The sequence below is a fragment of the Methanosarcina flavescens genome, assembly GCF_001304615.2.
GTDB classification, from domain to species: Archaea; Halobacteriota; Methanosarcinia; order Methanosarcinales; family Methanosarcinaceae; genus Methanosarcina; species Methanosarcina flavescens.
Map to the genome: position 1 here is coordinate 2,471,708 of NZ_CP032683.1, position 16,097 is coordinate 2,487,804.

A 16,097-nucleotide genomic window follows, 5' to 3' on the forward strand; every position below is an offset into this window, starting at 1 on the left:
GACGGGATTAGGGCGAAACGGGACTCGGGCGAGAAGGAACTCGTGTTGTATAGTCTTAGATCACAATTCGTACGTCCTCCAAGAGAGGGAACTCGGGTGGTTCTACTCTAATTTACTCTAAATCCTTCCTGCTCATAATGTAAGAAACCATTTTAGGATTAAGCTTGCTCTCCTGTGCTATCTTCTCGACAATTCTTTCAGCGGGAGTGCCTTCAGCCTTCATGCTTCTTATTTTTGAAATTACGGAAGGAGGAATAATAAAGTACTCGTTAATATCTTTCCTGTGCCCCCATACGTCCCCTTCAAGGAGCTCAACCTTTTGCATTTCCAGAAACATCTCTATAGCTCTCGAGACTGTCCTTCTATATGATTTTGGAAGCTGGATCACCTCCAGTTTTGGACAGGTCTCAACAAGCAGAAAAACATCTTTATTTGATGGCCTGAATGCAAGGTGAACAACCTTCTCATTAGGATTCAGTGATAGAATTTCATTTCCTGTACTAACAACTCTTATTTTCATATAGATCCCCCGACCCAAAAGTTAACTAAACAATTAATAAAGTAAGTTACACGACTTCATTTAAATAATTTACTAGTATGCCTTCCAGTTTTGTCCCTATAATTTTAGATACCTGCAAAAAAAGAGTATATGAAAAAGCAAAAATAAAATAACTAAGAAAAAACTGGAATAACACTTTTTAAGTGCTTTTAAATTAATTAAATTGTTCTTAATAAATATAAAAAGGAAATTTTGCAGGAAATTTTATAGGGATATGCTCGGGTAGAAATGTGTCGATCGGGTAGAAGTGTGTTGATCAGGTAGAAGTGTGTTAATCAGGTAGAAGTGTATTCAGAGAAAAAATAGATAGAAGAGTATACTGCGGGAAAGAATAGAATGACCTGAAGAATAAAAAGACACGAGAAATATAAAATAGAAATGCAAACCCAGGAAGTTTGAGAAAAGTATACATTAGATGGTTCCAGGATGGAGTTCCATCCTGAAAATAAGGATTCGTATTTTAAGGAAAAGCTTTTAGAAAACTTCCAGGACTCTTTAAAGATACTATCTCAATTTTTCCTGTTCGAAGAAATATCCTTTATTCCTGTTCTTAGTTTGCTGTTTATCCCTGTTCGCTGTCATCCCCCGTAGACACTGCCTGAAAAGAAGTTTATACTCAGGTATATCCCTGGGAGATGCCTGAAGAATTGACTGATTAATCCACAACTTTCTTGCTCAGGATATAAAGAATCATGTCCGAGTTCAGTTTGCTTTCCCTTGAGAGCTTTTCGGCAATAGCCTCATTGGAGAAGCGATCGGCTTTTAATTCCTGAATCTTCTCCAGAATATTCTGAGAGACATTGTAATATTCATTTATATCTTTTCTGTGCCCCCAAACATCTCCTTCCAGAAGATTTATCTTCTGCATCTCCAGGAACATCTCAATTGACTTGGAAACAGTCCTTCTGTAAGATTTAGGAAGCTGTATCGCTTCAATTTTCGGACATGTCTCCGCAAGCATAAATACGTCCCTGTTAGATGGTCTAAAAGCAAGGTGGATAACCTTCTCATTCGGCTTTAGGGTAGGAATTTCCTCCCGTGAACTAACTACTCTGATTTTCATACGCATCCCCACTCTTTATTTAAGAATTAATTTTTCATTTATTTAAAAGTCAAATTTTGTTTACGCATTTACATTTTATATACATATCGATTAGCAGAAATATTATTTACAAGGTTTGTACCCAAAGCGAGTTCTAATAGCATCAGCATGTGCCTGTAGACCTTCCTCCTCGGCTAATGCGATTATAGTTTCTTTCAGACTTTCAAGCCCACTCTTGCTGATTTTCTGAATACTCGAGTACTTAATGAAGTGATTAATATTCAAACCTGAGTAAAGTTTCGCGTATCCGGACGTGGGGAGTACGTGATTGGTCCCTGAGGCATAATCCCCCACAGGAACGGGAGCATAGTTTCCTACAAAAATTGATCCTGCATTTTTAATTTTATCAAGTACGAGATCCGGATCCGAAACCATAATCTCAAGGTGTTCGGGAGCAAACTTATTGCTGAAGCCAATACATTGTTCCAGGGAATCTGCCGTGAGAATTGCAGCATTTTCAAGAGAAGCTTTTACAATACTGCTTCTTGCAGCCTGTTCAGCCTGAATAAGCACTTCTCTTTTTACAGCTTCTGCCAGAGTATCCGAACCTGTGATGAGTATCGAGACCGCACTTGGATCATGTTCAGCTTGAGCTATAATATCCGATGCGACCATAACGGCATCTGCCGACCCGTCTGCAATAATGAGAACCTCGCTTGGGCCTGCCGGGAAGTCAATCTCTGCAACATCCCTGATCTGCATTTTGGCAGATGTGACAAAAACATTTCCAGGTCCTACGATTTTGTCCACCTTCGGAACTGTTTCAGTCCCATAAGCCATTGCCCCAATAGCCTGCACGCCGCCGAGTTTGAAAACTTTATCCGCTCCTGCAATCTTTGCAGCAGTAAGCGTAAGCGGGTGTACAGAGCCATCCTGCCTAGGTGGCGTACAAACTATGACCTGTTCAACGCCTGCAACCCTGGCAGGGATTACAGTCATGAGGACGGTTGAAGGATAGGAGGCTCGTCCTCCAGGGGCATACGCACCCACACTTTCCAGCGGCGTTGCCTTTTGACCCAGCACAATCCCTGGTTTTAGCTCCATAAACCAGGTAGTTTCCGGAAGCTGAGCCTCATGGAAAGCTCTTATATTTTCGGCTGCGGACTTAAGGTGATCCAGGAGTTCGGGACTTATGCTGGAAAGAGCCTTTTCAAACTCTTCTTCGCTAACCTCAAAGTTTTCAAGCTCGACTTTATCGAATTTAGCCGTATATTCCCTGAGCGCGGCATCTCCTTTAGTGCGCACGTCCAGAAGCACGGCTGAAACCGTTTTCACTACATCCTCAAGCCCGGATCCCCGGGAGAGCAATTTCTGCATTTCAGTTTCCGAAACATCAGACAATTTTTTGAATAACATCATGATCATCTCTGAAAGAACCTGACAGGATTTGATAAGCCTGGAATCTGAGAATTTTATATAAACTGGCGAGTTTGATATAAATCAATAATAGGTTAATCTGAGAATCAGATAATCAGTTAATCTGAGATTCAGACAACCAGAGAGCCGGTTAACCTGATAATTGAATAATTGGTTAATCGGATAAATTGTTAACCTGATAATTCAATCCAATTAAATCCCTGCTTTCATTTAATATTTTATCCCTTACTGAACCCATCAGTAGAAAAAAAAATATAGATATGAAATGTCAGAAGATAAAAAGAATGGAACAGATAGAATCAATAATCATTGATCGTTTTTTGCCCCGAAGAAGGACTTTTCTCAGGAAGTTTGGGCTCAGCAATTCCAGGGGACGCCTCTCTTCTGCCGATCTGCTTAAAAATCCTATCTGCGATCTTCGGCCCCAGAAGCGCAGCCACTTTCACGGGGTCAGCCCCAGCAAGCTCTGCTGAAGACCTGAAATCTGCCTCGTAAAGTTTCCTTGCCCTCACGCGTCCTATGCCTCTTATATCAAGCAGATCCATAAGTTCGGGAGATGCTCCATAATGGATTCTTTTTTCCAGTTCTGCGGCCTCTTTTGCCCCTTTGAGTTCAAGGAGCTTTGCAAGCTGGGCCGTGACATGCATTAGCCATTTTGCAATATCTGCAATTGCATGGATGTCTCCTTCCCCTATACCGAACTTTAAGCAGATTTCATTTTCGGATTTTTCATGTACCCAGTCAACCAGAAGAAGGGAAGTCTTGACTTCTCCCAGGAACCACTCATATTCCGTAACATTAAAGGGGCTAGGCACCTTTACGAACTCGTCTGCATGAGCAATTACATAATCATTGATGTCCTGATAGTCCTGATTCCGCATATAAAGCAGGCGCATATCAGGCGTGCTGCACACTAGATGAAGCAGGGTGAGTTCGGTCAGGGTCTCTGCTTCTTTAAGGCCCTTTGCAATTCGAGCGGCTGAGAGAGGATCAATATAGAGCCTTGAGACAAGTTTCCCGAAATTTGTAGAAGTAAGGGTGTCGGTTTTCTCAAGCATCTCTTCCTGACGCAAAAAGTTCAGGCATTCCTCCACAACCGTAGAAAGCCCGAAATTCGAGTACTGAAAAGCGAAAAAGGTCGCCTCCAGAAACTCCATGAGTTCTTCTTTTGTCCGCGCAAAACCATTGGAAATTGTAGAAAGCACATGCGTCCTGAGGGCATTTTCGGTTCCTAGCTTGGACCAGATATCTTCGGCATCAGCTTCGATATAGTTCTTAAAGAGGAAAACAAACTCCTCATATGATTTTGCAACAAGCACGGCTTCTCCATAGGGGTCAAGCCTCGGCCTGCCTGCTCTGCCTGCCATCTGTTTGTACTCAAGTACAGGAATAGGCTGCATCCCATCTTCAGAGGAATAGCGTCGGTAACTTCGGATGATTACGCGCCGTGCAGGCAGGTTGAGCCCGGCTGCTAGAGTAGGAGTGCTTGAAATCAGTTTTATCTTTCCAGCCCTGAAACCATCCTCAACAAGTTCCCTTAAAGGTGCGGTAAGCCCCGCATGGTGAAAAGCTGTGCCTGAACGGATGCAAGCTGCAAGAGCTGTCGAGGTATCGGTTTCACTGTTTTCCAGAATTTCGTCTGCAATTTCTGCCAGAGCTTCCCTGTCTTCTTCAGAGAGGATTTTTTTAATAGCTGAAGACGCTTTTTTTGCGAAAGCCATGCAGTTTTTTCTGCTGCTTTCAAAAACGAGACACTGCCCATCTTCTCTGAGAGTATCCAGCACAAGATTAACGGCTTCGTCTTTTGTGGACTGCTCAACAGGCTTTTCCCTATCTTTGCAATAAAAAGTCCTGTTAAAGAATACCCCTTCCCGAAGCTCGGTAGGTCTCCATTCGCTTAATACAAGCCCGGCTTCCAGCCAGGCTGCAAGTTCGTCAGCGTTTCCGATAGTTGCAGATAGCGCCAGGATTTGACAGGAAGGGTTCATTTTCCGAAGTTTTGCAAGGGTAATCTCAAGCGTGGGGCCCCTATCCGGAGAATCGATAAGATGTACTTCATCGGCCACAACCACGGAAATTTCTTGCATCCAGACTGTCTCATTCCTGAGCAATGAGTCGGTTTTCTCAGAGGTCGCAACTATAATGTCATTTACCCCGAGCCCTTCATCCCGCAAGTCATAGTCCCCTGTAGAGATCCCTACTCTGATTCCAAGTTTCGAAAACTCCTGGAACCTTCTGAATTTTTCGGAAGCCAGAGCTCTAAGGGGCACAATGTAGAGAGCCTTTCCTCCACTAAGAATGGATTTCAACATTGCAAGCTCTGCAAGGAGAGTCTTCCCTGAAGCCGTAGGGATCGCAGCAAGCAGGTTTCTTCCTTCAAGCAGCCCTTTTTCCACAGCTTCAGCTTGAGGAGGATAAAGTTCGAGAATCCCGGAGTCTAGATAAAACTGTTTTACTTCATCGGGCAGATCGAGACTTTCTATCTTCATTGAGAATCAGAAACTCACACATTGGATAAATAACTATTTTGGAACTTCATAGCAGATCGAAAATTTTTTTATTCACAGAGCTTCCCAAAAACCTATTCAAAAGCTCAGCAAAAATCCGGGTTCCCGGTTAAAGGAGTCCCGGCTCTAAAATTTTCGAACTGATTTAATCTATTACTTCTCTAATTGAATTAACGGTTGGTCTGGCGAATTTAACTACCAGCCGAGTAGTAGTAATTTCCACTTTCCTTCTGTTCCCGGTCAAGCCTTGAACCGAGATTATTTACACGCGGGCGCCTTGTTTCCTCATCCCGGCGAAAGGTTATCCCCAGATTTTTCAGGAATCTGTTCATACCGTCTTCCATGCTGAATGGACCATGCGCTTCACCGTATACAGACGGCTTGCCTTCAAAAACCATGAGGCGCTGGCTCAACATATCTATCATATAGATGTCGTGGTCTACGACAAGAGCTGTCTTCTGGTTGCTCTCGGCAAAACGGTTAATGACCTTAGTAACCATGGAACGCTGTTCCACGTCCAGATGGGCACTGGGTTCGTCCAGAATATAGAGGTCGGCTTCCTGAGAAAGACAGGCTGCAATCGCAACCCTTTGCAGCTCTCCACCGCTGAGGTCCGTAAGCAAGCTGTCATAGATCCTATCAAGCTGGAGAGGGTTCGCTATCTCTACCTCATAGTAACTAGTTCCGAACTGCTTTGAGATCCCGCGCAGGAAGTCCTGTACGCGCACAGAGGTATCGGCTTTAATGTACTGCGGCTTGTAAGAGATCTTGACATCTATGCCGGGATCTCCCTCATCAGGTTTGACTTCTCCTGCAAGGATTTTTACAAAGGTAGACTTACCTATACCATTCGGGCCCACTATTCCAAGCACCTCACCTTCCCGAAGGCTGCCGCCTGCAGCTTTCAGGGCGAAGCCATCACCGAATTTCTTTGAAAAACTGCCAAACGTAACCATTGACCTTAACTGGTAATCTTCTCTCGGGGGATGGACTTCAAATTTAATGGCCTCAGGCCGGATTCGTATATTTTCTTCAGGGAGGTAGCCTTTAAGGTACTGATTGATCCCCACACGTACACTCTTTGGGAGAGTGACCACACCGAAGGCTGCTGGTTCTCCATAAGCAATGTGAATTACATCGGTAAGCATATCTAGGATTGCAAGGTCGTGTTCTACCACAAGTACTGACCTCTCCTTTGAGATTCTCTGGATAAGGCGTGCAACGTTAATCCTCTGGTAGATGTCAAGGTAGGGGCTGATCTCGTCAAAAAAATAGAACTGGGCATCCTTTGCCGCACAGGCTGCAATTGCCACGCGTTGTAGTTCTCCGCCGCTCAATTCTGAAATCTTCCTGTCGACTACGCTTTTTAAGTCAAGATAGTCTATAAGTTCATCAAGTATGCCTCTTTCATCGGTTTTTCCAAGCAGTTCTGAGGTTTTTCCTTTGAAGGCTTTAGGGATAAGATCCACATACTGGGGCTTTTGGGAAACCCGGACCTTCCCGTCCACAACAGCTTTGAAATAGTCGTAAAGCGCAGTTCCGGCATAGTGTTCAAGCACGGTATCCCAGTCGCCTTTTTCTTGTCCGAAGTTAGGGATCAAAGCTCCTGAGAGAATCTGTACGGATGTACTTTTCCCTATACCATTAGGTCCGAGAATCCCTGTTACTTTTCCTACCCTGGGCACAGGCAGCCCAAAGAGGGCAAAACCATTCGGCCCATACCTGTGGGTTGGCTCTTTCAGAGCCTCAGGAAGCCCTATAATCATAATGGCCTTAAAAGGACATTTATTCACACAAATTCCGCAACCTACACAGAGTTCTTCGGAAATGACGGGTTTTCCGCCTTCCTCAAAAACAATTGTCTCATCCCCTGTCCGGACCCTCGGGCAATATTTCTCGCACTCCTTGCTGCACCGTCTGGGCTGACATCTATCTTTATTAAGTATAGCTATTCTCATAATAGTCCCCGAAAATTACGTTTTTTTCATTGATTTATCAGTTAAGATGGAATGGCATGTCTGCCTTAATTTCTCAGGCAAGGCACATAAAGTATTGGCTTGCTATAGTAAAAACCAATTAATACAGCAGAGCAATATGACAAATAAGGGCGCCCTACTGAAAATTTATTGTACATATACAGCAGTATCGGTTATGAAATGCCTTCTCTAGTATATGAATCGTTGGACGAATATGAATGTGAGAGCCGCCCAGGAATCTAACAGGATAAAGAACGAATTTGATAAATAAACGGACAAATTAATCTTACAGGAAAAATCAATCTTACAGGAATCCGGTAAATCAAACCGGAAAATCCCGTAATAAAAATCCTGTAAAATCCTGAAACAAGATACCTGTAGTAGCAAACATGTATAGGAGGCTTTCAATTTATGAAAGCCTTTTTTGCAGTTCAGGAAAGACAATTTAAAGAAGATTTTAATTCAGGAGTAGAGTCCAGGTAACAAGGAAGAAATCAAGAATTATAAACTCTACGTAGAACCAGTCCTTGAATTTGAACTCTTTTATGTCGATATTGATTTGGGGATAGATGAACTTCTGTATGAAATATGTAAGCCCGATAACAATCATAAGTATTGCATACCATTGCCTATCTTCTCCGGTCCCATAAAGGCGGAAACATATAACTCCTGCGATTGTGCCAAGTACTGCGGCTACTATAGTTTTTATGATTCCGTCCCTGTGTTCCTTTTGCTTTTCTTCAGGCGTCCTTTCCTTAATAAAACTCTTCTTTTCCGGAGTCTCAACCTTAGCTACAGACCCTTCTGCAGCACGTCCTGTAACTTTTGCGGGTTCCTTTCTGTACTTTGACTTAGGGTTTTGCTTACTCAAACTGTATACTCTCCTGAACGGCAATTAACATTCCCGGGATGTAATCGTAGTCAGGATCTAATCTCAGTTAGAATTAGACCTGAATATTATGATCTGAACTCGCAGATCTGAGCTATCAGATTAAGATTATTGTATTTAAATTATTAGAATTAAATTATTGAAATAAGATTCCTGGTACTAAACTGCTTCATGGGTTATTGAGCCGGATAATGAAATCCGGTTACTGGAAGAGATAATTAAATGGGTCATTGGAACTGAATCTCACAGCTTTAAATAAATCCATTGCTTAAAACGTTACCGATCTGATCTATGGATATCGAATCGATTCCTATTGAATTTAAATGTTTTGAAAATTTTGAAGGTCTGTGCCCTCCCGGGTGATAGACAAGCGTGACTTCAGGCGAAAGTCTCCTGACCATGTTCTCAAGCCCGCAGGCGTCAAGATGGTCGCTTATCCGTATTATTGGATAGGGGTAGTCCATGCGGCAGCTGAGTACATATTTTTTCATATTCCAGGGAAGTTTGTCAAGGTCCCAGGGAGCAACAACAAAAACTCCATCTTTGGAATCAAGTCCTGCAAGCTCCCCGGCATTCTCAAGCATGCTGCGGGTAAGAGCCCTTGCCCTGGCCTCCATGCGGATTGCACCGTCATATCCGAAGCCTCTTATGAGTTTGACTGCGCGCTGGGCCTTTCCGAATTCATATGCCCCAAAGGCAACCGGACCATTTTCAAAAAGTGCAGATTTCATGCCTTCGAGGTCATCTGCAAAATGGCAGGCAGGATCGGCAGGATCGCCATAGTTAGCCTCAGTAATAAGGACGTCACAGGGAGGAAGCCCGCTTGCATCTTTCACGTCCCCTGTAACCAGAATCCTTGTCCCTACTTCGTTTTCCCAGTAAAAAGCCGTTGCACCTGCCGTATGCTCCGTAGGGAAGGTCTTTACTTTTGTACCCTCTATATCGATTTCATTCCCGAGCCTGAACATACTGCCCGCAAATTTCCTGTCATGCCTGATTTCAAGCGCCATTGCGGTTTTTTCCGAACATACGGCATTGGGGGAGAGCATAGCCGATTTTCCGTGATGGTCAGAGTGGGCATGGGTAATAAGATAGGCATCGGGTTGGAGATGCTTTCCAGGCGTGCGGGTAGTGTCAATGGAAAAGGTGCGCAAATCCCCGGCATTATCCCTGAACCGGAGAGAAACATGTGGTTTAAAAGTTCCGCGCGAATTACGCTGCCTGAGCACCAGCACACCAAGATCAATCAATTTTTTAGAAATCACTTAAATCCCTGAGGAGATAATACTTAAAATATTTAAGCTTAGGGAAAAGCTGTAGATTCGTAATATGGTAGTTTTATATAAAAACAGCGATTGGCATTGAAGCCAAATTAAGCTCATTTTTAAAAAACAATGTCTTGAAAGGAAGAATCAATACCTGATGAAGTTAGCATCCCGAAAAATCCATTAGAGAAGAAGTTAAAAAATAAGATTATTGCAGCTGAAGAAATCGTAAAGTTTGTTTTCTAATTAGTTTTGATAGTAACTTCGACATCAACTTCCTGGGCTCCGGAATCTCCTCTCATTATAAATCTTTTGAAAAATGTAATACATCAACTTAAGAAATAAAGAATCTTTTTGTTATCTTGAGAAGTACGCCTCAATTATATTTTACAGTTTTCTACTTCCTCCTTACATAAGCTTTTTCTAAAAAAGAGATTTAAGCCGGAGATCGGATCTCCAAGCGCGAATGATTCGAACCTTACGATTCAATCTCCAGTAAAACACCTGACAGCATATCTTACTCTGCCCTGATCATATAGAAACTTCTTTAGTAATGATATAAGCGACCAATCCGGGATTAAGCTTATTTTCCCTTGAAATCCTTGCTTCAATATCCTCCGTGGATTTACCTTCGATTCTCATCTCTCTTATTTTCTCAGTAACTGAGGATGGAATGGTGTAATATTCATTTATATCTTTTCTGTGACCCCATACATCACCTTCGATGAGCTGGATTCTCTGCATCTGAAGGAACATTTCTATAGATTTTGAAACCGTAGCCATATAGGATTTGGGTAATTGAATTACCTCAAGCCTCGGGCAAGTTTCGACAAGTGCAAAAATATCCTTGTTCGACGGCCTGAAAGCCAGGTGAACAACACGCTCATTAGGGTTAAGTGTAAAGATTTCTTCCCTAGAACTAACCACTCGGATTCTCATGTTTTTTCATCCCACTGTAAATTTTTTACATTTTACATTGATATATTAGGATATACTGACTATAAATATTTATCCTATTCAACTAACATTATTTAGATAGTATTCTCGATTCTTGATTCACAAAATATTTCTTAGATATGCAGGTGAAGACAAGGAAAAATAAATGGCCACTATTATTGCAAATTCTCTTCTATTTGGATTCGATTTTTTTCATCTCTACTTATTTAATTTTTTTATAAAAACTGGCGTAATTATTACGAAATTATGAAACCTTTAATATCTCTTTAGTGGGTAATTCCAATAAAAATTATACTCTCTGAGTAAAGGGAAAATTCGACTAAAGGCGAATGATTTTAGAGAATTATTAGTGGTTTAATACAAAGAACATATGAAATGGCATCAAATATTTACATGTAAAAGAAATAAAATTTACTTTCAAAAGAAATAAAATAAACCTCCAAAAAAAGTACGTAATCGTGTAAAAATAGACATAGCTAATTATATATTTGTAGTTAGATTTCGGTTTAACAAGTTATAGAAAAAGCTCAAAGACCGTATGGAAAAAAAACTAGCCCCAGGTTTCTGGAACCCCGGACGATCTTTGTCAGAAGAATTTAAGGTCAGAGGAGCTTATCTAGCTCCGACGCAAGCACGCTGCCCTGGGTTACCCCCATAAAGCGCTTTACTTCGGTCCCGTCTTTCTGAATGATCAGAGTCGGGACGGCATGTATGCCATATTTGGAGGCCATTTCCTGGTTTTCGTCTACATCGATAACCTTGAACTCAACCTTATCCCCGTACTTCTTCTCGAGCTCTTCAAGAATCGGTTTTTGCATCCTGCAAGGTCCACACCATGTTGCTGAAAAGTCCAATAATATCGGCTTCATAAAATCACCTGAATATCTTGAAACGTCTGAAACCTTCTCTGTTTTTATCTAATCCACTCCGGAAAGCGCATAGAAGGGTCGTACAGATACTGCCTGTAAAGGCATATACGACAAAGCTGCCGGAAACCCAATCCTGATGATAGGCGACCTGAAAGCTGGATTTACCAAATACAGGGTCGGGACTTAATAATTGTATGTATTATCTTCGAGAATATATAACGCTTATCTCAAGCTCATGGGTTTTACTGTAAATATATTCGTAAGAGAAAGCCTCAATAAGCCTGAATAGGTTAAGAAATCAGTCGTTTTTTCCAGTACATTTATTATCGGCTCTGCCTCTAATAACATTGCCGAAATACATGCAACCTTCCATAGAGATAGTTGGCATTTCCGGAGACTCATTTACCATACTCACAGGAGCACCCCTAACAAGCACGCAGGGCACTCTTTCTCCGGCTTCTCCCATAATAAGTTCTGCAGCCGAGACAAGGTTATCTGCTACAGCCTTATAAGTAATACGGAGAGGTTTCCCATAAATGTCATTGGTTCCGCGAGCGTCTTCTACAGGAACAAAACCTGAGACTCCAAGCGCGATTCCCGAGCAACCAAGCCTGAGAGGTTGGGTCCTGCTATCCCCTATGATTACTCCAAGCCTGCAGGAGTAACGCTGCTCAAGCCTGTGCCTGATGTTTTCGGAACTTTTTCGCGGGTCTTCGGGAAGCAGGGTTACATAGCCTTCAGGGGAATTGGAAGCATCGATACCTGCATTAGGAGCCAGAACACCTTTTGTAATTGTAAGGGCAGCGCCTGGCACGCCCCCAAAAATCTCATCGCATTCCTGAAGCACAAGTTCCATTTCCCTGGGGTCTATACCATATTGGTCCCCAAGTTCCTTTGCCCTTCTACATGGAGTGATATCTGCAAGCTTGACTTCTCTTCCTTCTGCAGTGCCAACCGCAGATTCGGCAAGCACGAAAATATCCCCATCAACAGGAACAAGGCCTGATTCCTCCAGAGCCTTTTCTAGAATCTGTACTATATCATCCCCTTCGCGGATAATAGGGGTCTTAATCCCGAACATCTGGATGGAAGCGTTTTCTGAGCTCATATTTTGTTGCCTTTAGAAATTAATGATTAGCCTGTTTTGCTGAATCAAAAATAGATATAAATCAAAGCGTAAAATACTGCAGGATATTGATAAATGTATCCAATGGTTGCAGAGAAGAGCGAGGGGATATGTAAACAAAGTGTTCAAGAAAGACAGGAGAACAAAAGGTTCAGCGGAGAATAAAAGATTCCGTGTGGAAAACGAGGAAATACAGAACTTTGCCGCTGAAAAGTGAAAAAAGAGGTTTTTACAGTACAGGCGCATTTTAAACTCTCATCTTAATCATTTTCCAGAAATTCCAGCCATAGAAAGCAGTCTCGGAGTATTTTTGTGAGAGCCTACAGGCATAATGTGGACCCCTCTTGATAGTCTCATAAGCTCTTTTATGGTCTCCGAAGCTATGGAAAGGCCTTCTTCAACCGGGTCAGGTGCATCTTTTATTCGGAACATAATCTCCTCAGGCACACTGATTCCTGAAATATTCTTATTCATGAATTCCGCCATTCTAAGGGACTTGAGTGGGATCAACCCGGCAATAACAGGTACTTCAAGGTGGTTTGTAACCTCCATAAACTCCTCAAACATGCCCACGTCATAGACAGCTTGAGTCTGGATAAAGTCAGCTCCGCACCTGACTTTTTTTTCAAGCTTTATGAGCTGGATTGTTTTTTCGGGGTCTATTCCAGTTACAGCACCTGCACAGAAGGAAGTCCCCCCGTCCAGCTTGTTCCCTGCAAAGTCTATGCCTGAATCTAGCTTCCGGACAAGTTGAAGGAGCTGTACGGAATCGAGGTCATATACAGGCTTTGAGCCAGGGTGATCTCCGCACGAAGGAAAATCCCCTGTCATCAAGCAGATATTCCGGATACCTAGAGCATACGCTCCCAGAAGATCTGACTGAAGCCCGATCCTGTTCCTGTCCCTGCAGGTGAGTTGCATAATAGGCTCATGCCCTTCATCAAGTAGAAGCTTGCTAAAAGCCAGGGAACTCATGTGCATAATCGAGCACTGGTTATCCGTAACATTTAAGGCATCTGCAATGCCTTTGAGATAGCGAGTATCTTCCAGGGAAACTGAAAATCTTGTGCCCTTAGGAGGGGAAACTTCAGCAGTAATCAGAAATTTGTTGGAATTCAGTTTTTCACGAAAATTAGTAAGCATTAACAAGAATATTAGGGATGAAATTATTTAAACCATGCTCCTGTGAAACACAACAACACAAGGAAGACTAGATCTCTTGACTAATCTCAAACACTAAGATATAAAAGATAATGCAGTTGCTTTTCGTGGATAAAAATCAAATCAGATAAAACAGAAATAAGATATTTATTAAATGGCTCTGTAGAAAACCTACTTAATCGTCATCAATAGACTTAAAGTTCTTCAGCAAAATGAATCAGGCAATTTAGTTTTAATTTGTTAAGATTGGTTATTTCAGAGGATTTCTACAGAGCCTATTAAATAAAAAGTTAAAAAGAAGTTATTTAAGTCCATGCTCCTGAGGAGCATGAATCGTATAAAGGAGGTCAAGTCTGTTGATTTTTTTCAGCCTATTATAAATTAGGGTCCATACACAATCATTCTCTCTATTGACTTCACACATCCCGTCAACAACCCCTCCGCAGGGTCCATTCAGAAGTCCTTTGGGACACTGCGCTTTAGGGCAGAGTCCCCCGAATTCACCAATTGTGCATTTCCCACACATTATACACTGGTCTGAGAGCAGCTTTCCTCCACTCGAACCGCCCAAAGAGAGAGTTTCATTTGAGCCAAATACAGGCACCTCCGTTACACTGGCAACCGTTGAGACTCCACTACCGCAGCCCATTACCAGGATGCAGCGTGCCTCGGTTATTTTTTCGTTTTTCTGGACCAGGGAATCAAAAGATCGGATGCTGCAGGCTGCGGTGGGGAGAGCCCAGCCTACTACATGCTTTCCGCTTTTCTCAAGCTGTTTGCACATCTCAAGCACTTCTGGTTCTCCACCTGTCTTCAATTTTGCAGCACAGACATTGCATCCGATTATGAAGATATAGTCTTCGTCTTTTAACAGAGCCAGGATTTCTTCAAGGGGTTTTGCTGAAGTTATAATCATAATTACCTCAAATATCGATATTCCAGATCGCTCCGGTTTGCAATACATTCGCGGATCATTTCGGCAATAAGTGGTAGAGAACGCACCTGCCCTTCAAGTTTCTTGGCAAGGCGACCAAGCTGAAGCAGAGTGCCCATTACAAGTACATCAGTCATTTCTGTTTCATGGGAAACCGCATCCTTTGCCAGGGCTGCATCCCCTCCTCGGGCAAGCATTTCCTGTTTTACTATCAAAGCCTCTGTAGTCGTAAGATTGCGAATTTTCAGCATAAGATGAACGCTTTTGTCCTGCATTACCTGTGAGCCTGTCCTGGTTACCCCAAGTTTCCGCATTACAATGGCTGCGTCCTGCGGGACTTTTACCTCAACCACAGAAACCTCATACCTGCCCTCTTTTACTACACTTGGTCGGCTCCTTATAGCCCCTGAGAGCTTTACAGCATCGCAGGTCTCAGGCACATCATGTGTACGGATAATATGAGCACCTTTGTAGACTGCAATAGCTGCTGCGGCCAGGCTGCCGTAGAATCTTTCAGTAGCAGGTTTTTCAAGCACATCTCCTATGAAAGATTTTCTTGAGAGGGCTGCCAGTAAAGGTTTCTCAAAAATCTTAAGGCGATCAAAATTATCAAGGGTCTCTAAGTCATAAATAGTAAGCTTTTCTTCGGTCCATCTGCCTATTGCAGGGTCAAGTATAAGATTTTTCGGATTTATGCCTCCTGTTTCTGCAGTCTGTATTATGGAATCAAGAGATTCAATAACAGAATCCATTCCGAGAGGGTCACCCGGAACCTTATTTGAGGCCATAACAATAGCGGGGCATCCGTAATCCGCTACTATTTTAACCATTCTGGGGTCTGCTGTGAACCCGGAGACATCATTAATTACCTGAGCTCCTTTTTTGAGAGCTTCTTCTGCGATTTCGGAAAACATTGTGTCTACTGAGATCACGGCATCCACATTGCCTTCCAGAGTTTCGAGCACTGGCAGAAGACGTTTGAGTTCTTCTTTCCTGCTTATAGGTTCGGAGAAGCGCCAGGTTGAACGGGCTCCAATATCAATGAAGGTTGCTCCATCTTTAACCATTTTCTGAGCTATTTCGAACGCAGAGTTCGGGTTTACGACCGAGCTTTCGTAAAATGATTCCGGACTCAGGTTAATGATACCCATTACATGTGAAGGGTACTGGTCTCCTACTTTCATACCGCAGATATCAGTATCAACAACCATTTTTGACAACCAGATTATATAAGTTTTAAATGAATAACGCCAGCCGACGCTTAATAGACACTGGTAAACAGGCATTGGCGGAAGCCAGGTTCATAAAGACTTTTTTCAGCCATGGAAGATTTCAAGGACACGCTTTTGAATCGAGAGATACATTTTATTTCGTC

The 16,097-nt window shown here is 42.6% G+C and carries 13 protein-coding genes; all 13 read right to left on the minus strand.

The genetic code is table 11. From position 1 onward, the window contains the following. Positions 1-112: 112 nt before the first annotated feature. The 13 genes from AOB57_RS10870 to folP all read right to left on the minus strand — a co-directional run bounded on the left by AOB57_RS10870 (position 113) and on the right by folP (position 15,933). Complete coding sequence (locus tag AOB57_RS10870; RefSeq protein WP_054299385.1) at positions 113-520, minus strand: DUF1699 family protein; 408 nt, start codon at positions 518-520, stop codon at positions 113-115. Positions 521-1,214: 694 nt separating this feature from the next. After that, entirely contained in the window at positions 1,215-1,622 is a 408-nt protein-coding gene (locus tag AOB57_RS10875) for a DUF1699 family protein (RefSeq protein ID WP_054299384.1), read from the minus strand. A 102-nt stretch (positions 1,623-1,724) separates the two neighbouring features. Then, positions 1,725-3,026 carry a histidinol dehydrogenase gene (hisD, locus tag AOB57_RS10880; RefSeq protein ID WP_054299383.1) on the minus strand — a complete coding sequence of 434 codons (1,302 nt, stop codon included), beginning with the start codon at positions 3,024-3,026 and terminating at the stop codon, positions 1,725-1,727. Positions 3,027-3,337: 311 nt separating this feature from the next. Next, complete coding sequence (locus AOB57_RS10885; protein ID WP_054299382.1) at positions 3,338-5,527, minus strand: ATP-dependent DNA helicase; 2,190 nt, start codon at positions 5,525-5,527, stop codon at positions 3,338-3,340. A gap of 209 nt (positions 5,528-5,736) precedes the next feature. Next, positions 5,737-7,503, minus strand: a complete 1,767-nt coding sequence (locus AOB57_RS10890) for a ribosome biogenesis/translation initiation ATPase RLI (RefSeq protein ID WP_054299381.1) — start codon at positions 7,501-7,503, stop codon at positions 5,737-5,739. A 475-nt stretch (positions 7,504-7,978) separates the two neighbouring features. Next, entirely contained in the window at positions 7,979-8,392 is a 414-nt protein-coding gene (locus tag AOB57_RS10895) for an EMC6-like membrane protein (RefSeq protein WP_226999474.1), read from the minus strand. 269 nt (positions 8,393-8,661) lie between these two features. Continuing rightward, positions 8,662-9,675, minus strand: coding sequence for an MBL fold metallo-hydrolase (locus AOB57_RS10900; RefSeq protein WP_054299379.1), 1,014 nt, complete (start codon positions 9,673-9,675; stop codon positions 8,662-8,664). Between the two features lie 531 nt (positions 9,676-10,206). Then, complete coding sequence (locus AOB57_RS10905) at positions 10,207-10,614, minus strand: DUF1699 family protein (RefSeq protein ID WP_054299378.1); 408 nt, start codon at positions 10,612-10,614, stop codon at positions 10,207-10,209. Positions 10,615-11,234: 620 nt separating this feature from the next. Continuing rightward, positions 11,235-11,501 carry a thioredoxin gene (gene trxA, locus AOB57_RS10910; protein WP_054299377.1) on the minus strand — a complete coding sequence of 89 codons (267 nt, stop codon included), beginning with the start codon at positions 11,499-11,501 and terminating at the stop codon, positions 11,235-11,237. Between the two features lie 298 nt (positions 11,502-11,799). Further along, entirely contained in the window at positions 11,800-12,609 is an 810-nt protein-coding gene (cofE, locus tag AOB57_RS10915) for a coenzyme F420-0:L-glutamate ligase (RefSeq protein WP_054299376.1), read from the minus strand. A gap of 282 nt (positions 12,610-12,891) precedes the next feature. Then, the gene (locus AOB57_RS10920) at positions 12,892-13,770 is read right to left on the minus strand and encodes a methylenetetrahydrofolate reductase (protein WP_054299514.1); all 879 of its coding nucleotides are present in this window, start codon (positions 13,768-13,770) and stop codon (positions 12,892-12,894) included. 319 nt (positions 13,771-14,089) lie between these two features. Further along, positions 14,090-14,704, minus strand: a complete 615-nt coding sequence (locus AOB57_RS10925) for a methylenetetrahydrofolate reductase C-terminal domain-containing protein (RefSeq protein WP_054299375.1) — start codon at positions 14,702-14,704, stop codon at positions 14,090-14,092. Between the two features lie 2 nt (positions 14,705-14,706). Continuing rightward, entirely contained in the window at positions 14,707-15,933 is a 1,227-nt protein-coding gene (gene folP / locus AOB57_RS10930; protein WP_054299374.1) for a dihydropteroate synthase, read from the minus strand. Positions 15,934-16,097 lie beyond the last annotated feature (164 nt).